The organism is Pseudomonas sp. R1-7, from assembly GCF_051132105.1.
In the GTDB taxonomy this organism is placed as follows: domain Bacteria; phylum Pseudomonadota; class Gammaproteobacteria; order Pseudomonadales; family Pseudomonadaceae; genus Aquipseudomonas.
In genome coordinates this window covers 2,669,480-2,692,781 of sequence record NZ_CP071661.1, presented here as the reverse complement: position 1 = coordinate 2,692,781, position 23,302 = coordinate 2,669,480, and the positions used below count along the sequence as shown (strand labels likewise).

The window sequence follows — 23,302 nt, the reverse complement described above, 5'->3', positions numbered from 1 at the left end:
ATACACAGGTTGTGTAGAATGGCGGCGAGGGTGTCACCGCAAAACGCGGCAGGACAGGTTTAATCAAGCGAAGGTCGGGCCGCCAGCGCGGAGTAGTCGTGCCTATGAGTGCAGAACCGTCGCGCCTGAATAAAACCGATAAGAATCGTGAGTCAGCGTCCGCCCGGGCTTTTCTGTCCAGATTTTTCGCCGCAGAGTCAGCAGGAGGCCTGGTGTTGATGGGCGCTGCTTTGGCCGCCCTCGTGGTTGCGAACTCGCCATTGTCAGCCGACTATTTTTCATTGCTGAAAATTCATCTCCTGGGGCTTTCAGTCGAGCACTGGATCAATGACGGCCTCATGGCGGTGTTTTTCCTGCTGGTTGGCCTAGAAATCAAGCGTGAAATGCTGATGGGTCAGCTATCAAGTTGGGGTCAGCGTTCACTTCCCGGATTCGCCGCGCTTGGCGGGATGCTGTTTCCTGCCCTGATCTACCTCATGGTTAATTGGGGCAGTGCAGAAACGACGAGTGGATGGGCCATTCCGGCAGCCACCGACATCGCGTTTGCTTTGGGCGTGTTATCGCTACTGGGCAAGCGCGCCCCTGTTTCATTGAAGGTGTTTCTTTCGGCGCTCGCGATCCTCGATGACCTTGGCGCCGTCCTTATAATCGCGCTGTTTTATACCAGCGATTTATCCATCACTATGTTACTGGCTTCGCTGGGGGCAACTGTCTTGCTGGTAGTGCTCAATCGGTGCGGCGTCAGGAGACTGTTCCCCTATTTGCTTGTCGGCGCCCTGCTGTGGTTCTTCATGCTTAAATCCGGCATCCATGCGACGCTGGCCGGCGTCATTCTTGCCTTTTTCATTCCGCTGGGTAACCCCGTGGAGGAACGCAAGTCACCGCTGCTCTATCTCGAAGAGAAAATGCACCGCTGGGTAGCTTTCGCAATTGTGCCCATCTTTGGTTTCGCCAATGCCGGCGTCTCGCTCGCCGGAATCACGCCGCACAACCTGATCGACCCCGTTCCCCTAGGCGTTGCACTGGGGCTGCTGCTCGGCAAACAACTGGGAGTGTTCGGCCTGGCAACGCTGGTCATTCGTTGCGGCCTGGCCAGGCTTCCTGAGGGAGCCAACTGGCTTCAGCTTTATGGTGTCGCACTGCTATGCGGGATCGGATTTACCATGAGCCTGTTCATCGGTGCCCTTGCTTTCCCAGGCGCCCCCCACTTGGTAGACGAAGTTAAAGTTGGAGTGCTCTTGGGCTCCACTCTGGCAGCGATCCTGGGGATCATCGTTCTGATGGCAGCCAACGCTCGAAAGTCGCGGACCTGAAGCGCAAGAGGACCTTGATGCGCCCTGCCAAGGGCGCATCCAATGCCGTTGCGCAATACCAGCCCCGAGAGGAGCCGACGAGATTCATCGCGGCAGGATGTACCGCTCGATCGCCAATGCCGCGCCATCCTCGGTGCTCGCTGCGGTGACAACATCGGCCTGGCGCTTGATCGCTTCTTCGGCCTGTCCCATCGCAATCGACAGCCCGGCGCGGTGAAACATCGCAGGATCGTTGCCTCCATCCCCAATGGCGGCGGTCTGCTCCAGCGGCACGCCGAGGAATTCAGCCAAAGTCGACAGCGCCTCCCCTTTGTTGGCCTTCATTGCCGTCACGTCCAGGTAGATCGGCTGCGACCGCGATACCTGGGCCTGGCCCTTGAGCAGCGGGTGCAGACGCGCCTCCAGCTCGACCAGCAGATCGGTGTTGGCGCTGGTCGCAACGATTTTGTCGATGCGCTCCAGATAGGGTTCAAAACTGTCCACTTCGACAGGTGGATAACCCAGGCCGCGGGTTTCCACTGGCACCATCGGCCCATTGGCGTCGCGTACCAGCCAATCGCCGTCGGCAAATACCCAGACCTCGATGCCGGGCTGATCGGCGTACAACGCCAGCGTCGTCAGCGCGGCCTCGGGTGGCAGGTAGTGCACGGCCAGGAAACTGCCGTCCGGATGCACCAGCGTACCGCCATTGAACGCGGCGGTCGGCAGGTCGACGCCCAGCGCCTCGATCTGCTGCAACATCGCCCGTGGCGGACGGCCAGTAGCGAGGCTGAACAACACGCCGGCCTCACGCAACGAGCGGACGGCGGCGACGGTGCGCTGGTTGAGGCTGTGATCAGGCAGCAACAAAGTGCCGTCCATGTCACTGAGCAAGAAGCGAATGGGACGTTTCAGTTGATTACTCATCCGAGGCCATGCCAGACGCGACCGTCGCGAGTCAGTAAATCGTCAGCGGCCGCGGGGCCATCCTCACCGGCCTCGTACGGCTGCACCGTTGCGTCCTCTCGCCACGCGTCAAGAAATGGCTGCACCGCGCGCCAGCCGTTCTCTATATTGTCAGCGCGCTGGAACAACGTCTGGTCGCCCGTCAGGCAATCGTAGATCAGGGTCTCGTAACCCGTAGACGGCTGCATTTCGAAGAAGTCCTTATAGGCAAAACCCAGTTCGATATTCGCCATGTCGAGGGCCGGGCCGGGACGCTTGGCCAGCAGGTCGAACCACATGCCTTCGTTGGGCTGAATCTGGATTCTCAGGTACGTAGGTTGCAATTCGTCGACCTCAGTGTCGCGAAACTGCGCGTAAGGCGCCGGCTTGAAGCAGATGACGATTTCCGTGTCGCGCACGCTCATGCGCTTGCCGGTGCGCAGATAGAATGGCACGCCGACCCAGCGCCAGTTATCGATCATGACCTTCAGGGCGACGTAGGTTTCAGTGCTACTGTCGGCCGTGACGTTGGTCTCTTCGCGGTAACCCTTCACCGCGTTGCCACCCACTTCCCCGGCCGTGTATTGACCACGGACCGAATTGGCGCGGGCCTGCTCAACCGACCAGGGGCGGATCGCCCCCACCACCTTGGCCTTCTCGCCACGCACCGCGTCAGCACCGAAGGCGGCGGGCGGCTCCATGGCAACCATCGCCAGTAATTGGAAAAGGTGGTTGGGCACCATGTCCCGCAGGGCGCCGGTATGTTCATAAAAACTGCCACGGGTTTCGACGCCTACGGTCTCGGCGGCGGTGATCTGCACGTGGTCGATGTAGTGATTGTTCCAGAACGCCTCGAACAGGCTGTTGGAGAAACGACTGACGAGAATGTTCTGGACCGTCTCCTTGCCCAGGTAATGGTCGATCCGATAGATCTGTTTCTCGCTCATTACCTTGAGCAGGCAAGCGTTGAGTGCCTCGGCGGTTTGCAGGTCGGAGCCGAAGGGCTTCTCGATCACCACGCGCCGGAAAGCATCGTCCTGTTCGTGAAGCAGCCCGGCCGCGCCAAGGCGGCGGACCACTTCACTGAAAAAACGTGGCGCGGTCGCCAGGTAGAAGACCGCGTTGCCAGTGCCGCTGGCGGCGATTTTCGCCGCGAGCGCTTCGTAGGTGCTGTCGTCGAGGAAGTCACCCTGGACGTAACTGATGCCTTGGGCCAGCCTGGCCCATAGCGCCTGGTCGAGCGCCCGTTCGGGATCGCCGCCCTTGCTCGCCGCTTCGTTACGAATGAAATCCTCGAGCTTCTTGGCAAAATCCACATCGCTGATGGCGTTGTGGTCGACTCCGATGATCTGCAGGCCATCCCCCAACAACCCGTCACGACTGAGGTGGTAAAGCGCCGGCATGAGCAAGCGCTTGACCAGGTCTCCATGTGCACCGAACAGGAACAGCGTGGTCGGTGGCGCAGGTTCTGCCTTGGATTTCCTGCCGATCGAGGTCATTTTTTCGGTGTCTCCACGTGGCCGCCAAAGCCGAAGCGCATGGCCGAGAGCATCTTGTCGCCGTAGGTGGCCTGCTGCCGGGAGCGGAAGCGGGCGAACAGCGAACTGGACAACACCGGTACCGGCACCGCTTGCTCGATCGCCGCTTCGATGGTCCAGCGCCCTTCCCCGCTATCGGCCACTTCGCCGGAGAAACCATCCAGCTTCGGATCGCTGGCCAACGCATCGGCGGTCAAATCCAGCAGCCAGGACGAAACCACGCTGCCACGGCGCCAGACTTCTGCGATGTCGGCCAGGTTCAGGTCGAATCGCTGTTCAGGCGGCAGGCTTTCGCTGGATTTGGTCTTCAGGATGTCGAAGCCCTCGGCGAAGGCCTGCATCATTCCGTATTCGATGCCGTTGTGGATCATCTTGACGAAATGGCCGGAGCCGGCCGGGCCCGCATGGATGTAGCCACGTTCGGCGCGATCGTCGTCGGACTTGCGATCACGGGTGCGTGGGATATCGCCCATGCCCGGCGCCAGGCTTTCGAACAGTGGGTCCAGGCGTCGGACAACATCGGCCTCGCCACCGATCATCATGCAGTAGCCGCGCTCGAGCCCCCAGACGCCGCCGGAGGTGCCGACGTCGATGTAGCTCAGGCCTTTTTCCGACAGCGCCTGGGCGCGTCGGATGTCGTCCTTGTAGTACGTGTTGCCGCCATCGATGATGACGTCCCCTGGCTCGAGCAATTCGCCGAGCACATTGATCGTGTCTTCCGTGGGTGCGCCGGCGGGCAGCATGACCCAGACCGCCCGAGGCTTCTGCAGCCCTGCGACCAGCGCCGGCAAGTCGGCGACGCCCGTTGCGCCTTCCTGGCTCAGGTTTTCGACAAAAGCGGCATTGCGGTCATAAACGACGGTGGTGTGCCCATTGAGCATCAGGCGCCGCGCAATGTTGCCGCCCATGCGGCCCAGTCCAATGATCCCGAGTTGCATGTGCTGATGCTCCCTACTACAAATAAAGGTGTGTCAAAGGTTTAGCTCAGGTGACTTGTGGAGGTTAGTCCAGAGCATTGCTGCATAGTTTCCGGGTAAATCGCCCGATCACAAAGGATAACGTTCAAAAACCAGCCGAAGACACGGCGACCATCAAAAATAAAAAAGTTCCATTCACGAGCAAAAGTATTCAGAATCGGCGCCGATAAAGAGGTGTCGACCAAAAAAACTGGCGACATCTCTTAGTTGATGTAGCCATTTGCGAGGTGAGCAATGGGCCCAGTCGTTACCGCACGTCCTCCCCAAACCCTTTACGTGACCATTCGTCGCGACGAATTACGCCTTCTGAAGGAAGAGCGTGATCTGCTGCTTGATGAAGTGACGCAGTTGCGCTTGCAGTTGCAACATGCACAGCTTCCTTACCAGAGCCAGGCCTTGGCTCGCTGATCCTGCCCCAAAGGCAAGGCCGTTGAAGTGACACCGGGCAAACCGGTGTCACTTCAGATACCGCCCTTGACGTCGCTCTTCCCGAAGACGTTTCGCAACCGAAAAACTTACAAAGTTTTCACACTCCCTCCGTAATAATCCTGCAATCACAAATAGTTACGTCGACGCCCCGTGAGCATCAATCCGGTGCCAGCGGCTTCGTCGTGGAATGCTGGAGCGCTTGATGAGTGTGTTCAAACGCAGCAAAACGGCTGCGAAAAGTTTCGATTGGGCCGGGCTCGGCTGGTTGTTCCTGTTCTTCTGGTATTTTTCCGGCATTACCCAGCTGCTCATCCTGTCGAGCGGTACCGCCGGTTTCGCCGGGTTTCGCCAAGCCTTCGTGATGAGCGCCCTATGGCTGGCGCCGGTGCTATTGTTTCCCGCTCGCACCCGCCTGATCGCGGCGATACTCGGGGTCGTGCTCTGGGCCTGCTCCATGGCCAGCCTGGGCTATTTCTTCATCTATCAGCAGGAATTTTCCCAAAGCGTCATCTTCATCATGTTCGAATCGAACGTGTCCGAAGCCGGCGAATACATGACCCAGTATTTTGCCTGGTGGATGGTGCCGGCGTTCCTGGCTCATACCCTGTTCGGTTATTTCCTCTGGACGCGCCTGCGACCGGTGTCCCTGCCACGCAGCCAGGCCTGGGTGGCAGCGTTGGCCATCGTAGTCGCCGTAGTCGGCTATCCGTTGACGAAACATACCCTGCGCGCCGGCAGCCTGGCCAAAGGCATCGAAAAGTTTGAAAGTCGCATCGAGCCCGCGGTCCCCTGGCAAATGCTCGTAGCGTATCGTCGCTACACCGAACAGCTGGCGAACATGCAAGGCATGCTCCACAGCACCAGCAATATCGCTCCGCTGCGCAACCTACAGGACAGCGCGGCCAACCAGCCCGCGACACTGGTGCTGGTTATCGGAGAATCCACCAACCGCCAGCGCATGAGCCTGTACGGCTACCCAAGGGAGACCACGCCGGAACTGGACAAACTCAAGGGCCAGCTCTCGGTTTTTGACAACGTCATCACGCCGCGCCCCTATACCATCGAAGCATTGCAGCAGGTGCTGACCTTCGCGGACGAGGAAAGTCCTGACCTTTATCTCAGCACACCATCGCTCGTGAGCATGATGAAACAGGCCGGCTACAAGACGTTCTGGATCACCAACCAGCAGACCATGACCAAGCGCAACACCATGCTCACGACCTTCTCCCAACAGGCCGACGAGCAGGTCTACCTGAACAACAACCGCAACCAGAATGCCAAGCAGTACGATGGCGACGTGATCGAGCCGTTCAACAAGGCCTTGGCCGATACCGCACCGCGCAAGCTGATCGTGGTGCACCTGCTCGGTACGCACATGAGTTATCAGTACCGCTATCCGGCGACCTTCAATAAATTCACCGACCGTCAGGGCGTGCCCGCCGGAGTGCGCGACGATCAGGTACCCACCTACAACAGCTACGACAATGCGGTGCTGTACAACGACTTCGTGGTGTCCAGCCTGATCAAGGACTACGCACGCACCGACCCCAACGGTTTCCTGCTGTACCTGTCGGACCACGGCGAAGACGTATTCGACTCACCGGGTCATGCAACCTTGGGCCGCAACGAGGCCAAACCGACCGCACCGATGTACACCATCCCGTTCATGGCCTGGGCCTCGCCCAAATGGCGCGAAACCCATGATTGGAACTTCACCGGCGACCTTTCACGGCCCTACAGCAGTTCCCACCTGATCCATACCTGGGCGGACATGGCGGGCTTGAGCTTCGACGAACTGGACCGGAGCAAAAGCCTGGTCAGCGACTCGTTCACGGTGCGACCACTGTTGATCGGCAACCCCTATCAAATCCAACGTAACGCGTTGATCGACTTCAGCCTCATGAAGCCCAAGGGCCCGGCGCGCCAGGTCGTACAAAAGTAGCCGAAAGGACCTCGCTCGCTGCTACAGGGGCTTGATCCAGAACAACATACGGCCGTGGGCCGGGTCGAACATGCCGGCGGCAAAACCGAACTTGGCATAACTGGCCTGGGCCACGGCATTGCCTTCCAGCACTTCCAGGGTGATCTTGCAGCACCCGCGCTGGCGGGCAATGTCTTCGACCTTCTGCAGCATTTTCTGGCTCAAGCCCAGACCGCGAAACGCCGGCATCACCGCAACGTCATGGACGTTTACCAACGGGCGGCAGGCAAAGGTCGAAAAACCCTCGAAGCAATTGATCAAACCTGCCGGTTCGCCATTGACGAACGCCAACACACTGAAGGCATGCGCACGCTTGGCCAGCTCTTCGGGCAGATGCGCAAGCACCTCGGCCGGTAGCGAATGACCGCCGCCCATTGGATCCTCGGCATAGCCATTGAGCACATGGCAGATCGCTTCGGCATGGATCGGGTTGCTGTAGCTGGCTTGCAGTACAAGGATTTCCTTGGCTTCTTCCATGATTTTCCATCTCGTTTCAATAAAACCAGCGGCTTGGCCGCCGGCAGGGTCCGGTCAGGCGATCTGGCCGAAACGTTGCAACTGCATTTCCTGGAGACGACTGAGAGTACGGCGAAACGGGAACTGCAGATAGCCCTCCGTGTACAACTGGTCCATTGGCACTTGGGCCGACAGGTACAACGGCACCTTGCGGTCATAACATTCATCCACCAGCGCAATGAACCGGCGAACGCCGTCGTCGTGTATCGACAGCTGCGGCAACTCTCGGTCACCGGCCTCGACCCGCTCAACCCCGTCTTCAGTGCCACGGGCAATGCGCCCTTCCCGTTGCTCGGCGCTCAGGCACGGGACATCGCTGAGGAGGATGGCGTTGAAACGGTCACACAACGCCATGAAATCCACAGCCGAGAACGGTTGCTCGCAAAGGTCCGGGTAACGGCTCCAGAGCACCTTGTCGCAAGCCTTGAGCGGAACGACCTGGCGATGGCCGATTCCGATCGGTTGACTGTTGGGCGTCTGCCCGGCACTCAGTCGCTCGAATACTTGCGCCAATGGATCCGGCTCGGCCGGGTCGCGCACCCAATAGCGCTGCTCCACCGCTCCCGGGTGCTGGCGGTGATCCTGCCAGCCATTGACGGGTACGACCTGCATGTACTGCTTGATGGCCGCGATGGTCGGCACGAATCGCTCTCGGTTATGGCCGTTGGCATAGAGCTCATCCGGCGGCAGGTTGGAGGTGCTGACCACGACCATGCCCAACTCGAACATCACCTGGAAAAGACGGCCAAGGATGATCGCATCACCAATGTCGGTGACGAACAGCTCGTCGAAACACAGCACCCGGACTTCTCGACTCAATTCCCGGGCCAGCGCCTGCAACGGGTCCGGTGTACCGGTGAGCTGGAACGAGCGCTGGTGCACCCAGGCCATGAAGTGGTGGAAGTGTTGGCGACGAGCCGGAACCTCGAGGCTTTCGTAGAAGCGATCCATGAGCCAGGTCTTGCCGCGCCCAACCGGGCCCCAGAGATAGACACCCTTGATCGACTTGCGCCCCTCCTGCAGTGCCTTGTGGCATTGCTCCAGCGCCATGATTGCCAGTTCCTGGGCTTCGTCCTGGACAAAACCATGGTGCTCGATGGCATGCTGCCAAGCGCTCAAGGGGGATTTGAAAGTCATACGGCCCGGGTCCGGAAGGCGAAGGTGGGGAGTATGCCATGCAGCGCAATCGCATGCGTTTCACCGCGATCGGATTTCCACCTCGCCTCGTTAATCCCACACCCTCTAGACAGAGATATCCAACCGACTGATCTTCCCCTGCTCATCGAGCCGGAAGGTGTAGCGCAACTCCAGCGGGCTGCCGGGAAAGGTGCCCGAGATCAGGTTATGCACCAATACCTTTCCGGTGCGCTGCTGCACGTTGAGTACTTCCACGCGAGGCTGGAAACGCCGCGCGGTGTCTTCCATCCATTGGGCGATGGCCTGGGTGCCGACCCGGTGATTGCCTTCATCGAACACATTGGCATCTTCGGCAAAGAAACGCGTCACCGCCGAGCTGTCGCGGGCGTTGGCGGCCGCAATGTAGCCGGCAATGGCCGGCGCCAGGGAAGAGACGGGATTGGACATGTCAGGGCTCCTTGTTGTATCGATCCGAAGCCATGCTAAAACAGCGTTGTGTCAGTTTTTGTCAGGAGTGAAACGCCCTGCCTCGTCGAGGTTCATCAGCACAAACCAGGCGCGCAGCAAATCGCTGCGCCTGCCTGGATAGCGCTCACCCTGGACAGCGGCCGAGGCAATCCGGTCCGTGCGAAAAGTTCGATAGGCGCCACGCAACTCGCACCAGGCCACCACCACCCGAGCCTCATTGAAAAAGCCCAGGGCCAGCGGCCAGATCAAGCGCTGGCTCGGGGTCTTGTTCACGTCGGCGTAGTCGATATGCAGCTTGGCCTGGGTGCGAATGGCCTGGCGATAGACGTTCAGGTCGACGATGTTCTGCGGATAGCCATAGCCCGCCGGACCGGGCAGTACCGTGGGGTTGTGCAGCGCATCGCGCAAACCAGGCGCCAGCACCGCCTCGACCTTGGCCAAGGCGTCGGCGGCGGCCTTGCCCAGTACCTCATCGCCGCGCTGATCGACGTAGCGCAAGCCCAGCACGATCGCTTCGATTTCGTCGGCGGTGAACATCAAGGGCGGTAGAAACAAGCCGCTGCGCAACACATAACCAATGCCCGCCTCGCCCTGGATCGGCGCCCCGAGCGCCGTGAGTTCGGCGATGTCACGATAAAGCGTGCGCTCGGAGACCTGCAACTCGGCAGCCAATGTCGAGGCCGTGACCGGGCATCGCTTGCCCCGCAAGACTTGCAGCAAAGTGAGCAGCCGAGAGGTTCGCGACACAATGAAAAGGCCCAGGGGAAATTCGCAGCAGATTAGCAGAGGCTGGTGTCAGAAACTGTCAGCAGGAATGTTATTGTCCTGCTCATTAGCCCCGACGGGAGAACCTATCCATGCGCAGAATCCTCGGCGTGCCCTTCATCCTGATGCTGCTGAGCCTGAGCGCCTGCGCCCTCTTTCCGCAGCGAGACCCGCTGAACATCAACGTGGTCGGCATCGAGCCGTTGCCCAGCCAGGGCATGGAACTGCGCTTTGCCGTAAAACTGCGCTTGCAGAACCCCAACGAAACCACCATCGACTACAACGGCGTGGCGCTGGATCTGGAAGTCAATGGCCACACCCTGGCGACGGGCGTCAGTGACCAGAGCGGCTCGATACCGCGTTTCTCCGAAGGCGTGTTGAGCGTGCCGGTGAGCATCTCGGCATTTTCGGTGTTGCGCCAGACCCTGGGCCTGAGCCAGACCCAGCGCCTGGACAACCTGCCCTATGTGCTCAAGGGCAAGCTCGCCGGCGGTGTATTCGGCACGATGCGCTTCGTCGACCGCGGGACGCTGGATTTGCCAGGGACCTCGGGCACCTGGTGACTCACGCTGTGAAGCGCACGCCCGGCTTGGCCCGCTCATCCACAACCAGTTCGAATACATCCGGCCTGGCGTAGTGGCCGACCACGTCATAGTCATAGCGTGCCCGCACCAGCTCGTCGGTATCGATTTCGGCGGTCAACAACCCGACGATGTCTTTCAACGGCCCTGCCAGCACGTCGCCCATTGGCCCGACGATCACGCTGCCGCCCGAAATCAACGGTCGCTGCGCCGGCCAGTTCGCCACGTCGATACCCAACGCCTGGGGCGATGCCTGGACCTGGCAGGCGCTCACCACGAAGCACCGCCCTTCATGAGCGATATGTCGCATGGTCACCTGCCACATCTCCCGCTCATCCACCGTTGGCGCACACCAGACATCCACGCCTTTGGCGTACATGGCTGTACGCAGCAACGGCATCATGTTTTCCCAGCACACCGCCGCGCCCACGCGACCGACCTGACTGTCGATCACCGGCAGGGTCGAACCGTCGCCCTTGCCCCAGATCAGCCGCTCGGTACCGGTGGGCATCAGCTTGCGATGCTTGGCCACCAAGCCGGCGTCCGGCTCGAAGTACAGCGCCGTGCAATACAAGGTGTGGCCGGCACGCTCGATCACGCCCAGCACCAGGCTGGCCCCGGTGCGCGCCGACAGGCCGGCCAACGCCTGCGTCTCCACGCCCGGCACATCGATGGCGTTGGCGAAATAGCGCGCGAACACCTCGCGTCCTTCCGGTAACCGATAGCCCAACTGGGTGCCAAAGGCCTCGCCCTTGGGATAACCCCCCAGCAGCGCTTCGGGCATCACCACCAAACGAGCACCCGCCTCGCGAATCTCTTCTTCATAAGACAGGATCTGCGCCAGGGTGTCGGCTTTGCCACCCGCAAGCGAGCCGATCTGTAAGGCGGCAACAATGGATTTGGGCATGGTCTTGAACTCCGTGATTTCAGGTGTTGCTGATTCTCCGGTGCCGACCGATCATGAATAAAGCCCAGTACGCTGCTAATAGATATGAACCAGATGAATATCACCGACGTTGACCTGAACCTGCTGAAAACCTTCGAAGCCCTGCATGACGAATCCAGCGCCAGCCGCGCCGCCTTGCGCCTGGGCGTGACCCAGTCCGCCATCAGCGCAGCGCTGCGCAGGCTGCGAGGGCTATATGGCGATCAGTTGTTCGTGCGCACCGGGCGCGGCCTGGCGCCGACACTACGGGCCAATCAGCTGAAACCTGTGATCAGTGAAGCACTGGACAGATGCCGGCAAAGCCTGGCGATGGTCGACCCGGGCGCCAGCCACTATGAGGGCCGTTCGGTCATCGTGGGGTTATCCGATGATTTCGAGATCGCCCATGGGCGGCGCCTGATTGAGGAAGTGGCACGGCGAGCGCCGGGCTTGCGGTTGATTTTTCGGCAGACCCATAGCCAGATCGTCGGCCGCGCCTTGATGGAACGCAGCCTGGACCTGGCGATCACCGCTGGGGGATTCACCGAACGGCTGCTGAGTCGCCAGGTACTGGGTGAAGGCGGCTATGCCTGCCTGGTGGACCGGGCCAGCCTCGCCGAAGGTGAGCAGAGCCTGAGCCTGGAAGCCTTCGTGGCCCGGGAACACCTGTTGGTGTCGTCCGGCGGCTTCATTGGCATTACCGACGAGGGGCTGGCCGGGCTGGGTCTGCGTCGGCGAGTGTGTGCCTCGACCACTCACTTCGCGGCGCTTCCGTTCCTGCTCAAGGGCAGCCAGGCTGTAGCAACTATCCCAGACCATGCCGCCAAGGCCATTGCGGCCCTCAGCGGCCTGGCATTGCTGCCCTGCCCGCTCCCCTTGCCCCGCTACCCCATCGAGCTGGGATGGCGAACCCACACGCCAGTGGATCCGGCGACAAGCAAAGTGCGCGAAGCGATCGTCGTCACGTTCGCTTGAATGTTTATTTATTGGCCGCCATCAGGCGATTGACCTCGCTGCGGACCATGTTCGCGTACTCCGGAGGCGACATGCCATCCAGTTCGGCGCGAACCCATTCGGCCCATTTGCCCTTGCGCTTGGAACGCTCGCCGAACAACCGGGCGGCGTCGCCCTTGGCCTTGCCCAGGTTGTTTTGCCAAAGTTCGAAGAGCCGGGATTTCTCATCTTCCAGCGCGGCGCGCTCGGCCAAGGGCCTGTCAGCCAGATTGAAACTCATCGGGAATTTCCTGTTGCGTAAAATAGGTGCCATCTTACACCGTGCGGGGAAACGGCTTAAGACTGAATTAGGCTGCGCTTTATGGACGCACCCTTGGCACTGCAACTTTTACCGAGGGGTGACACTCCACTGTTCACTGCCATCCATCCTCAAGGAGCATTTCAATGGCCCGTAAAAGCGCCACGCAACCGAACGGAGAGCAAATCAAGGATCAAGCCTTCAGCGAACTGAAAGCCTTGATCGAAGAATCGGAAAAGCTGCTCAAGAGCAGCGCGACCCTGGTTGGCGAGGACGCTGAAAATCTTCGTGGCCAGATCGCCCAGAAACTGCAACAGGCGTTGGATGCAGTTGCCAGCGCTCGGGAACGCACACGGCCAATGGTGGATGCCACGGAAGTTTACATCGGCGGGCATCCCTGGCAGACCGTAGCCATTTCCGCCGGCTTCGGGTTGGTGGTGGGGTTGTTGCTCGGGCGACGCTAAGCGCCGGTCCGTGGCGAGGGAGCGTGCTCTCTCGCCACGCATACAGTCGTTTTTCGACCTACAGCCCAGCCAGTTCGCGCAACTGCGCCAGGGTCTGCTCGTCCAGCGTAATCCCCTGTTCATTGGACTTGCTGCGCTCACGGTGTCGACGATCACCCGGCAACCGGCGCAATCCCACCCCATGCATCTGCCTGACCAGTTCCTGGCTGCGCTCGGCAAAACCTTGCCCGGCAGCTTTACTCGGGTCGATCACAATCAGCAATTGCCCAGTCCAAGGCGTCTTGGCGCCTGGGTGATCGTGCCAATCGAACTCGAAGGAAAAATTCCCGCCGGTCAACGCCGCCGCCAGCAACTCGACCATCATCGACAGCGCAGAGCCCTTGTGCCCGCCAAACGGCAAAAGCGCGCCTCCTTCCAGGATCGCCTTCGGATCACAGGTCGGCTGGCCGAGGCTATCGACGCCCATACCGGGTGGCAAGCGCTCGCCTTTGCGCGCGGCAATCTGCACATCACCATGGGCAATGGCGCTGGTGGCCAGGTCGAAAACGATCGGCTCGCCTCCGGCCCGCGGCGCGGCGAACGCGATGGGATTGGTACCGAACAGCGGACGGTCCGCGCCATGGGGCACCACGCACGTCATGCTGTTGACCACGCTCAGCGCTACGAGGCCCTCATAGGCAAACGGTTCGACATCCGGCCAAAGCGCCGCGAAGTGATGAGAGTTGCGTATCGCCAGCACCGCAATCCCGGCGCTGCGAGCCTTTTGCACCAGCAATGGCCGGGCAGCCTCCAGGGCGGGTTGGGCAAAACCGTTGCAGGCGTCCACCCGGACGAAGCCGGAGGCGACGTCCTCGACCACTGGCACCGCTCGGCCATCCACCCAACCGCTGTCCAGCGTCGAGACATAGCCGGGTATACGGAACACCCCATGACTGTGGGCTCCATCACGCTCGGCGCAGGCACAGTTTTCAGCCAGGGTCCGGGCGACATCGGGTGACGTACCGTGGCGCAGGAAAACCTGTTCCAGCAAATTTGTCAGAGCGGTGAAGGACAGGGTGCAGGAAGCGGCGTGATCGGATAGCGCGGACATCTGAAGCTCCAGGATGATTATTTTGGAGGTAGCAACAGCGTAAGGGACCCACAGGGTGATTAAACACCGTTTGAGACGCGCTCTGTCAATTGTCGCCAACGTTGCGCGGTCGTTCCTGGCAACTTATGGAGCCTTGAGGGTGCGGTAACTATGTACCACCCTCGCTGCCCCACCGCGCCATAACCTGCCGTTTTTCGAAGTTCGCGCCCTCAAGCGGCGCTCTCAAATGAGAAACGACCATGACCACCAAACCCGCTCCTCTGCTGTTCTCGCAGGTATTAGCCGCAAAACGCCTGGATCAACTGACCGCCGGCCATGGACTGACACAGCCGGATCTCGACTGGTTGCGCCACGTCTCCCTCCCCAGCCACGCGCAACGCGCGGCGAAAACACCAACGATGTTTGCCGAAACGATTATGTTGCAAGCCGGTAAAAAAACGCCCATTGCGCTGGCCGGCTGCTTCGCCCTCAGCGCTCGCGTGGAAAACAGCGAGTCGGACACCCAGCCGGCGTTTATTTATACACCGATGGGGGGTATCAGGAAGTTCGACAACCGGGCCTCTCTCGAGGCCGAAATCGAACGGATGTGGCAAGACAACGAACACAACGACCTGTACAGCTTCCTGTCGATTTCCCAGCGCAGCGAACTGAAAAGCACCGCTGACATCGCCCAAACCAGGCAGATAATCGATGGCGATATTATCCAGGCCCAACACGCCTCCATCGAATCTGCGCAGGATCTCAATGCCCTGACCATGGTGAAGGAGCTGATTCAATTGCCCTCCTTAAAGATCATGCTTGATCGCATTTTGAAGGAAACGCATCCAACCATCGACTATAGGCAAGCCCGCGTCGCACTGGGCAAAGGGACACGTTCGCAAGGTGCAGAAGACATCGGCGTAACCGAAAGCATCCCGCTTATAGAGGCGATTCTGATCTATTTTCACAATCAGGGCTGGCCGGCTGGGCATTACAGCTACATTACGTTCCCCGGTACACCCGACTCACCCTATTCAGTGCAGCAATGGCAGGACCTGATCCGCGGTACCGCCGCAAAGCTTGTCCCTGCGATCACGGGTTGCATCGAAGATTTCTGGGCGCAAACGGCAACTTCCTTATACCTGACGCGACGAGAACTTCTTTCCCGAATCATTCACGATGGGCTACAGGCCAGCATCGTGATCAAAAGAGAAAAAGAGCAGCTCACTGTCCCGGAAAGTCATGAACTTTTTCGAGTACTCAGCCCCTCCAGCCAACACAACACGCCGCTGTACATTGAAACGATTCGCTTCTGGGAATATGAACCAAGCTTCGTCGAGCTGGCGGGTTCCTTGATGATCAGCGGCAAAGGCCACTATCTGTACACGCCCGAGCACGGCTTGCAAAAGCTCGACGGATTCCGGGATTTCAAATATGCAATCTTGGACAAATCCAGCCAAGTCATTGGAAAAGAAGCGATCTACAGCCTCCTTGATCTGGATGAGCGCAATCGTTTCCTGCGCTTTGACGATCCGCAGCTCTCCGGAAAAGCGGTGGACTTTCCTGTTCCCGAGTGCCTGGCTGATGCAATCATCCAGAAACAAAAAAACAATCTACGTTTCGCCCTTGATATGTCACGCCAGGGCGATGTCGACATCCATGCACTCGTCGATAAAGCCTTGGATATACGCGCTTTCATTGGCAAAGAACTATTGAATCAGCCCACCGATGGGCATTGGGGGACGCATCCCGCCTTCTATGGCTTGCTTCGCCCATCAAACTTGAAGGCTGATCAGCTGGAAAGAAAAGGCAAGAGCTACACCGATATCGAGAAGACCTTCGATACGCTATTAACCCAACTGCCGACCCCGGGTAAAGCATCGCTGCGGAACAGACCGAGACAACTGCTGAAGGAACTGACCAATATCTTTTCGCTGGGCATACGTGCGGAGGCCGAGCTCAAGGAGCTCAACGGGACGCTGCCATCGCTCGTCAATGAGTTGATCAAGACAGTGTTCACCTATGACGTGGAATACCCAGACCGGTCACAACGCCCAGGCGTCAGAGGTTTTCAGCCAGACGTCTACGCGTTAAGGCTCGAATACAGCGATGAAACCGCGACGATTCAAATGCCCCTTGCCAACTGTTTTCTCCTGACAGAGCGCGGCGGACTGGACACGCCCTATTCCGGCATGGCTGTCCTCTGGACGCCCGCCCAGGGTCTGCAGGCGTTTGCGTCCGTCGAAGTAGCCATCCGGCAACTCAATGGATACCTGCTCGACTCCCGGAGTCGTTTTGGCATTCTCGCCAATCTTCCTTCCGTTCAACGCAAGCCCCACGGCCGTTATCAACTCCAAGGCTTTGAACTGATCGAGGAGAACGTGCTTTTGAACCGTATGAATTCATTCGTGGACCTCTACGAGGCTGAGCATGGCTATCTAAACACGTTGAAGGCAGGCATTTGGCAACCGACTGAAAAGGCATTGATGCAGAGTCTTGTCGCGTTGCTTGAGAAAGGCGCGCCCACCAACCTTGGTCACGCCACGAGAATCGCTCAGTCCGACAGACTACGACAGAAACTTCCCGCCTGGCTCGGCACCGCCGCCCTTGAAGAACAACGCCTTCATCTCGAATTGCTTGAGCAATATAAAAACAGCGTGGGCAATGGCGAGGACTATCTTGATGGGATCGAGCCTTTGCGGACCCATGTACTCAATAAACTGCAGACCTTGCTGGATAAGCGTTTTGCACAAAGCAAAGTCAATCCGGAGACCGTTCAGATTACGCCAACGCTGGCAGTCGTCGGCCCGACGCTTTCGCTGACCGACTTTGTCTTGCGTCACGTTGATGTCACCAGCAAAAGCTTCAAGGTTTCCTCAACGTCCACACAGCCGCTGCCGGACGGCTTGGACGAGACGGCTGTCAGGCAGATGTTGTCGTCACTGGACATCACCACGCTCTACAAACAAAACCTGACGCAAGCCCTGATGGGGACGACCGAGGCTGTCCAGGCGCGAAGACGGCGTTTTCGCCAACAACTGCCTTGGCAACTGCTGCAATATGCCCATGCACGGTATCTGCAACAGCATCTTTCCTCGCCTGCATTCGACCTGCTCCGCCAAGTGCTGGATATGCCAGACGCCGTTGCCCGTCAACTGGTCAAGAATGCCAAGGCTATCATCCGCCCGTTGGAGCTGATCAAAACCGACGCTGCCGCGGCGGTCAAAGCGCTGGGACTTTACCTCTTCAGTTCAAGCGGCACTTACGCAAGCACTCATGTCCTGTATGCGCCCTACCATGACGGTCCTCAATTGATCGAGTTCAAGGATGAAGCAAGCATTGTTGCCGCGTTCAACACGCCCGGCACGCTTCAAGACATGTTGATTCGTCGACTTCCGAATAACCAGCAAGCCACCTTCAAAAACCTGTTTGCTTCGACACTTGGACAATTGTCGGAAGTGAGGTTGGCATCCAATCCTATCAACACCAACGCGTTCGACACGCTGTACGAGGACAACGCAACGTTACTGGCGAATATGCTCGACAGCCGAACCCAGGCAGGTGCTCATTTCGACTGGTCGACCGTTGTGCATGTGCTCAAGACCGGCGCCCGGTTCATCGGCAAAGAGTTGCCGGCGAAAGTGACCTTCGTAGAAACACTTTGGGAAAGCTACGAGGATTTCAAGGCCTCCAGCGAAGCCTTGCAGGCGCATGATTGGAAAGCGGGTTTGCACAACTTCATTGCTGGCGCAGCGGAAATGGTGTCGCTCGGTTTTCTGAACCGCGACGATACATTCGGCCTGCTCGACCCCATTGAACCGACTGCCCCCGGCGTCGCGCCAGCGCCCGCATGGAAAAATATCGCCAGCACCTCCGCGCCCCGTACCGATATGCAAATCTTCGAAACCATGGACGTCAGTCTTTCGAACCTGAAGAAGCTGCCTGACGGGACTTTTCAAGCATTGGGAAGCAACAGGTTCTATGCGCCCCTGGCCGGAAAAGTTTATGAGGTTGCGAAGTACGCGGACACGTGGCGCATCATTCACGGGGTCAATCAAGGCCCCCTGCTGCGACGCTCGTCCGATGGTCAGGCTTGGGAAATTGATCCCAAGCGCCATACCATTCGCTTTGGCAAGTCAGCGTCGAAACTGGCCATTGCCTATACCGACCTCAAGGCGCGAGGGTCGCTGAATATCGAAGCACGGGGCATGACTGAAATACGCAGAAAATATCCCCACCGCGCCAACATCATCGTCCAGGCGCTGGAGACGGCGAGGTTCTATTCGTTCAACGCGCTGCATAATCTCGGTCAACTTAAACAAAGCGTCATACGAGGGTCTCGGCTGGACAGGTTCCTCAGACTATTTTTTGGTGTCAACCAAGTCGACAGTCGACTGCTCGCCAAGATCGAGGCCGCCATTTCACCGATATGCACCGAACTGGCCGACCCGTCGTGGATATTGAAGAATGCCGACCGTGTCGCCGTGGGCGATCTGAGATATATGGAAGACAGGGCAACCGCTTTTGTAATCGACCCTAACGCCCGGGGAAGGATCTATCTCACGCAATTCTTCTTCGATCCAGGCTTGGACTGGTTTAAAACCGTCGTACCGAATTCCTTCAATGTCGATGCTCATGCCCAGGGAGCGACATTCATCCATGAGCTGTCCCATCAACATTTCAATACGCTCGACATCATCTACCTGGACGCGGCATTTCCGTTCCTGGACATGATTTCAACGGTGACTCATTTAGGAAAACAGGAATACGACAGACTTGAGAAACTGCAATCCCACGGGCTGTCGCTCACGACTCCGAAGGCAAAACTCTTCACCCAGTGGGACAGCGCGGACAACACTTCCAAGAGCCTGGAATTCATACCTGTAGAGAAGGCGACCTGCAGGGAAATCCTGAAGATAACCGGTGCACAGAGCATGAACGCAGCACGAGATGCATTTCTGGATCCGATTTCGCCGGACAAACGCATCGAGGTCATACTCCGCAACGCTGATTCCATTACGTTGTTGATTTGTGAAATGGGGAGGCAGTTGGAAGCACCACCGTCCCGTTGATCTTTTTTTCACGACGGTTATGCGACGGTACGGCACGGCAGCACGGTCCGAACGTTTTCCAGTCGAGGAAACCGGGTCCTTTGCCGGACAAATGCCATCATCGCTGTTCTCGGCAATGGCTGCCAAAGGTTAGAATGTGGCAAATCAGGAAGCGCCAATGACCGAACGTACCCTCTCGGAAGCCGAATACGACACCATCACCGATGCGGCCGCGCATTGGTGCATGCGTCTGCACGCCGATGACTGCACGGATACCGAGCGGCTCGCTTTCAAAGAATGGCACGACGCCGATCCCCTGCACGCGTTTGAATACGAAGCCATGCTGGAAATCTGGGGCGTTGCCGAACATTTGCCGCGTGTCGAGCCCATGCCTGCCGCCCCCGCCCTGCGCCCTCGGTCCCGCTGGAGCCGGGTGGCCGTGGCGGCGACGGTGCTCGCGCTGGGCCTGCCCCTGGCCGCGTTCACCGGCTGGAACATGGGATGGCTGGCCAACGACTACCAGCGATTCGAGGCTGGTACGAGCGTGCGTCACATCACCTTGAAGGACGGCAGCCAGGTAGAGCTCAACCTGGGCAGCGAACTGGTATTCGCCAACTACAAAAACGAACGCAGGGTCACGCTGAAAAAAGGCGAAGCGTTTTTTGACGTCAGCCATGACAGCAGTCACCCATTCGTCGTTCGGGCGGGCCAGGGCCAGGTGCGCGTCACCGGGACCCGTTTCAACGTCTGGATGTACCAGGATCAGGTGCGGGTTACGTTGCTGGAGGGCTCCGTGTGGGTGACCAGTCATCAGGCCTCCAACGCAGGTGGCTTGCAGTTGTCACCCGGCATGCAAGCGAGCTACAAGCCTGGCGATTTTCAGCCACAGGTTCGTGATGTCGCGTTCGATGACAGTTCATTGGCATGGCGCAGCGGCAAACTGGTGTTGGACAACCTGGCCCTGTCCGAGGCGCTGCCACTGATCAATCGCTACCTCGACCGCCCTGTCATGCTGGCCGACAATACCACCGGCACGCTGCGCATCGGCGGTATCTACAACCTCAACGAAGTAAAGAACCTGGTGCCTTCGCTGCCCAAGGTACTACCGGTTTATCTGACGCAGAACAGCGATGGCAACCTGGTATTGAACGCCATCGCTCGTGCGCCCCGAAACTGAAGAGGCCACGCTCCCCAGGGAACGTGGCCTTTTTGACGCCTGCAATTATTGCGTCGCCACCCTTCCCGCCTGCTGCCCCTCACGAATCGTCATCGCCTGGTAATGTGGATCCGCCTTGATTTGCTGCTCGGTGAACGGCAGCACGCTCCACTGCCGCTTCGAGAACGCCTGGGTCTGATCCACCGAATAAGGCGATGCGGGATCGCTGGAAAGGGAGAACGCCAGTAGCCCTTGTGCCTTGGGTCCGTTGCCGTCAAACGTCACCACTTGCAGGTAACTGGTGCCGCTGACCACTTCGCGCTGGCCGTTTTTGGCTGGCACACTCTGGATTGCGTTATAGATGCCCAACTCAGCGGGGCCTCCATGGATGGGTATCCGATGGTCGCCGCTACTCGCGACCTGCACGTCCCGCCATTGGCTGCTCGCCGGTAATCCGGCAGCCATCACCTTTTCCAGGGAAACACGCATCGCCTGGCGCAGCGCCTCGGCCACCGGAGGATTTTCAGTCGCCAGGCCGCGAGGGGTATGTTGCGGATCCTTCGGGTCGAACGCGACGCGCCAGACACCGGGCACGGTCTGCAGCGCCTGCATGATGTGCTGGAAATGGACGAACCCCACCCCACTGTCCAGGCTTGCGGTGCGATCCCAGCGCTTGAGGCGGCTGCATATCTCGATCAGGTCCGATGCATCGGAGCCCTTCTGACCAGAACAAAAGGCCAGCAGGTCCGGCATGACCTGGTCCGCCAGATAGACCCGGTCGTCCATCACCATGCTCTGCAAATCGGTCACGGTCACCGGCCCGGACTTGGCAAGCTGGCCCAGTCGATCCAAGGCAAAACGCGCGCGCAAGCCCAGTGGCAAATCCTGCTGGCTGATCACTGGCGAATAGCCGGACAAGGGCTGCGACGGGTTGACCATCCACGCCGAATCATTGGAGTTCTGCACATAATCGCGGCGCAACAACTGAGGGAGCTTATCCGCCGCATAGATGCCGTTTTGCACCGCCTTGGGGTCCAGGTTCCATTCACACTCACTGCGCGATCCATCCAGCACGATCATTCGCTGGCCAGCCTTCGGATCACTGCAGCGGGCAAGCTTTCCGGCATCGACGTTGGGGACCACCGACACATTCATGTAAAGGCTTTGCCCTTGGTCATCCACCGCCAAGGTATTGACCCAGGGGATTCCTTGGATGCGGTGCACGGCGTCCTGCAGATCCTTGAGCGTGACGGCGCGATTCATTGCATACCACTGCGCCAGCACCCGGTCGTTTTCCAGGTTGGCATCGCGCAAGCTATAGGCGAACCGACTGTCCCAGTCCAACTTTCCCGGCCATTGCACGATCGGCCCGAACTGCGAACCGTAGACCACCCGGGAAACCGGCCTGACCTGCCCATCCGCCTGCTTGACGTCCACCGTGACCGTTTGTTGGGTCATGGCAACCGACTTGCCATCGACCAAATAGCGGGTCGGATCCTTGGGGTCCAGTTGCATCCGATACAGCGTGAAGTGCTTGGACGTATCAACGGTATGGGTCCAGGCCAGATGTTGGCTGAATCCGATGTTGATCATCGGCAAGCCCGGCAACGCCGCGCCCATCACGTCCAGCTTGCCGGGAATCGTCAGGTGCATTTGATAAAAACGCATGCCGCCCACCCAGGGGAAATGCGGATTCGCCAGCAGCATGCCGCGTCCATTGAAAGACCGCTCGCTGCCAATAGCCAGTGCATTGCTTCCGCGCTCCAGGGCAAAGCGCTGCTGCCGGGCCGCCGCGATGGCGAAGCTGGACTCCGAGCCAGCGGCACGCGCTGTCGCCTTGGGCGGTTGCGCGCCGGCCAAGGCCTCGGCGAATTGACCGACGCCACCCTCCACCAGCAGGCGCCGGGTCAGCTTGACGAGGTCCAGCGCGGTGATCGGGCGTACCCACTCACCCGCGCATTGTTCGGGCAGGCCTTTGTCCTTGAGCTCAGCCACCGCACGGTTGTAACCGGCCACATAACCTTCCACCAGTTGCTGGACCTGGGGCGTTTGCGCCTGCCAGAAACCGGAGACCGCCTGGGGCGTATTGAGCCATGCAAAGAACAGGTCGCTGGCACGGTTCTCCCGCTGCTCGACCGTGACCTGCTGCGGCCCGAAATAGCGCGAGCGTTGGCCATTGACCGTCACGATCTCGTTGGCCAGCAGGCACAGGTTGTCCTGTGCGTACGCATAGCCAATGCCATACCCCAACCCCCGCTCATCCTGGGCGCGAATATGCGGCACGCCAAAACTGGTGCGACGAATTTCGGCAGTGGCCTGCCCGGCCTCGCCTCGTGCGCTGACAACGGTACTCAAGCCCAGGGTCACCCCCAGCAAGGCACCGGCGAGGCAAAACCTCGATAACTGCCCGGACATTCTCACACTCACTCCTGATCGATAGCTTTTGAAAACCAGGACGGTCGCCGGTACGCCCTTGGAGACTACCCGGCGCAGCCTGGAAATTCACATGCGGCGCCCTTCACCGCGGATGTGCCTACCTTGAGAACGAACCGGATGAAAAAAAATTAATCGCCCAGCGAGCCGCTGATACCGGGGTTTGACGACGGCCAGGCATTTTTTTCACACATAACCCCTCATGATTTTCCGCTCTCGTTCGTCCTATACAGGAGAACTGTGATGATCTTTTCTGTCAGGCTGGTAAGGAGTCTTTACATGCATAACGCGCAAACGCCCATGGAGGGCAAGCCAGGATCGGC

At 59.2% G+C, this 23,302-nt stretch carries 19 protein-coding genes; 8 read left to right on the top strand and 11 right to left on the bottom strand.

The window, feature by feature from the left end:
- Positions 1 to 104: 104 nt before the first annotated feature.
- Positions 105 to 1,313, top strand: a complete 1,209-nt coding sequence (gene nhaA, locus J3P79_RS12150; RefSeq protein ID WP_434610840.1) for a Na+/H+ antiporter NhaA — start codon at positions 105 to 107, stop codon at positions 1,311 to 1,313.
- Positions 1,314 to 1,397: 84 nt separating this feature from the next.
- Here the strand turns inward: nhaA and J3P79_RS12145 are convergent, their stop codons facing one another.
- From J3P79_RS12145 to gnd, 3 genes are read right to left on the bottom strand one after another with little or no spacing between them, the layout of a single operon-like run.
- A complete protein-coding gene (locus J3P79_RS12145; RefSeq protein ID WP_434610838.1) occupies positions 1,398 to 2,219 on the bottom strand; it encodes an HAD family hydrolase in 822 nt (273 codons plus the stop codon).
- The gene (gene zwf, locus J3P79_RS12140; RefSeq protein ID WP_434610836.1) at positions 2,216 to 3,736 is read right to left on the bottom strand and encodes a glucose-6-phosphate dehydrogenase; all 1,521 of its coding nucleotides are present in this window, start codon (positions 3,734 to 3,736) and stop codon (positions 2,216 to 2,218) included. The genes J3P79_RS12145 and zwf overlap by 4 nt, the downstream gene beginning before the upstream one ends.
- Complete coding sequence (gene gnd, locus J3P79_RS12135) at positions 3,733 to 4,713, bottom strand: phosphogluconate dehydrogenase (NAD(+)-dependent, decarboxylating) (RefSeq protein WP_045155881.1); 981 nt, start codon at positions 4,711 to 4,713, stop codon at positions 3,733 to 3,735. Before gnd ends, zwf begins: the two co-directional genes overlap by 4 nt.
- Before the next feature lie 273 nt (positions 4,714 to 4,986).
- Between gnd and J3P79_RS12130 the strand changes: the two genes are divergently transcribed.
- Complete coding sequence (locus J3P79_RS12130; RefSeq protein ID WP_196304772.1) at positions 4,987 to 5,160, top strand: DUF6026 family protein; 174 nt, start codon at positions 4,987 to 4,989, stop codon at positions 5,158 to 5,160.
- 223 nt (positions 5,161 to 5,383) lie between these two features.
- Positions 5,384 to 7,123 (top strand): phosphoethanolamine transferase CptA, encoded by a 1,740-nt coding sequence (locus J3P79_RS12125; RefSeq protein WP_434610834.1) that lies wholly within the window; start codon positions 5,384 to 5,386, stop codon positions 7,121 to 7,123.
- A gap of 21 nt (positions 7,124 to 7,144) precedes the next feature.
- Here the strand turns inward: J3P79_RS12125 and J3P79_RS12120 are convergent, their stop codons facing one another.
- The 4 genes from J3P79_RS12120 to J3P79_RS12105 all read right to left on the bottom strand — a co-directional run bounded on the left by J3P79_RS12120 (position 7,145) and on the right by J3P79_RS12105 (position 10,030).
- Positions 7,145 to 7,639 carry a GNAT family N-acetyltransferase gene (locus tag J3P79_RS12120; protein WP_434610831.1) on the bottom strand — a complete coding sequence of 165 codons (495 nt, stop codon included), beginning with the start codon at positions 7,637 to 7,639 and terminating at the stop codon, positions 7,145 to 7,147.
- A gap of 54 nt (positions 7,640 to 7,693) precedes the next feature.
- The gene (gene zapE / locus J3P79_RS12115; protein ID WP_434610829.1) at positions 7,694 to 8,815 is read right to left on the bottom strand and encodes a cell division protein ZapE; all 1,122 of its coding nucleotides are present in this window, start codon (positions 8,813 to 8,815) and stop codon (positions 7,694 to 7,696) included.
- A 105-nt stretch (positions 8,816 to 8,920) separates the two neighbouring features.
- Positions 8,921 to 9,262, bottom strand: coding sequence for a nuclear transport factor 2 family protein (locus J3P79_RS12110; RefSeq protein ID WP_434610827.1), 342 nt, complete (start codon positions 9,260 to 9,262; stop codon positions 8,921 to 8,923).
- 51 nt (positions 9,263 to 9,313) lie between these two features.
- Positions 9,314 to 10,030 carry a helix-turn-helix transcriptional regulator gene (locus J3P79_RS12105; protein WP_434610824.1) on the bottom strand — a complete coding sequence of 239 codons (717 nt, stop codon included), beginning with the start codon at positions 10,028 to 10,030 and terminating at the stop codon, positions 9,314 to 9,316.
- A 110-nt stretch (positions 10,031 to 10,140) separates the two neighbouring features.
- Between J3P79_RS12105 and J3P79_RS12100 the strand changes: the two genes are divergently transcribed.
- Positions 10,141 to 10,611, top strand: a complete 471-nt coding sequence (locus J3P79_RS12100; protein ID WP_434610822.1) for an LEA type 2 family protein — start codon at positions 10,141 to 10,143, stop codon at positions 10,609 to 10,611.
- Position 10,612: 1 nt separating this feature from the next.
- Here the strand turns inward: J3P79_RS12100 and J3P79_RS12095 are convergent, their stop codons facing one another.
- On the bottom strand, positions 10,613 to 11,536 hold the full coding sequence (locus J3P79_RS12095; RefSeq protein ID WP_434610819.1) for a carbon-nitrogen hydrolase family protein: 924 nt from the start codon (positions 11,534 to 11,536) through the stop codon (positions 10,613 to 10,615).
- A gap of 84 nt (positions 11,537 to 11,620) precedes the next feature.
- Between J3P79_RS12095 and J3P79_RS12090 the strand changes: the two genes are divergently transcribed.
- Entirely contained in the window at positions 11,621 to 12,529 is a 909-nt protein-coding gene (locus J3P79_RS12090; protein WP_434610817.1) for a LysR substrate-binding domain-containing protein, read from the top strand.
- 4 nt (positions 12,530 to 12,533) lie between these two features.
- Here the strand turns inward: J3P79_RS12090 and J3P79_RS12085 are convergent, their stop codons facing one another.
- Positions 12,534 to 12,788: a hypothetical protein gene (locus tag J3P79_RS12085; protein WP_039591001.1), complete on the bottom strand. Its 255-nt coding sequence runs from the start codon at positions 12,786 to 12,788 to the stop codon at positions 12,534 to 12,536.
- Positions 12,789 to 12,952: 164 nt separating this feature from the next.
- Between J3P79_RS12085 and J3P79_RS12080 the strand changes: the two genes are divergently transcribed.
- The gene (locus tag J3P79_RS12080; RefSeq protein ID WP_434610815.1) at positions 12,953 to 13,270 is read left to right on the top strand and encodes a DUF883 family protein; all 318 of its coding nucleotides are present in this window, start codon (positions 12,953 to 12,955) and stop codon (positions 13,268 to 13,270) included.
- A 58-nt stretch (positions 13,271 to 13,328) separates the two neighbouring features.
- Here the strand turns inward: J3P79_RS12080 and J3P79_RS12075 are convergent, their stop codons facing one another.
- Complete coding sequence (locus J3P79_RS12075) at positions 13,329 to 14,360, bottom strand: Ldh family oxidoreductase (protein ID WP_434610813.1); 1,032 nt, start codon at positions 14,358 to 14,360, stop codon at positions 13,329 to 13,331.
- A gap of 239 nt (positions 14,361 to 14,599) precedes the next feature.
- Between J3P79_RS12075 and J3P79_RS12070 the strand changes: the two genes are divergently transcribed.
- Both J3P79_RS12070 and J3P79_RS12065 read left to right on the top strand, forming a co-directional pair.
- Complete coding sequence (locus J3P79_RS12070) at positions 14,600 to 19,411, top strand: dermonecrotic toxin domain-containing protein (protein WP_434610811.1); 4,812 nt, start codon at positions 14,600 to 14,602, stop codon at positions 19,409 to 19,411.
- Between the two features lie 157 nt (positions 19,412 to 19,568).
- Positions 19,569 to 20,567, top strand: coding sequence for a FecR family protein (locus tag J3P79_RS12065; protein ID WP_434610808.1), 999 nt, complete (start codon positions 19,569 to 19,571; stop codon positions 20,565 to 20,567).
- 45 nt (positions 20,568 to 20,612) lie between these two features.
- Here J3P79_RS12065 and pvdQ read toward each other — a convergent pair whose 3' ends face one another.
- Positions 20,613 to 22,961: a bifunctional acylase PvdQ gene (gene pvdQ / locus J3P79_RS12060; RefSeq protein ID WP_434610805.1), complete on the bottom strand. Its 2,349-nt coding sequence runs from the start codon at positions 22,959 to 22,961 to the stop codon at positions 20,613 to 20,615.
- Positions 22,962 to 23,302: the final 341 nt, after the last annotated feature.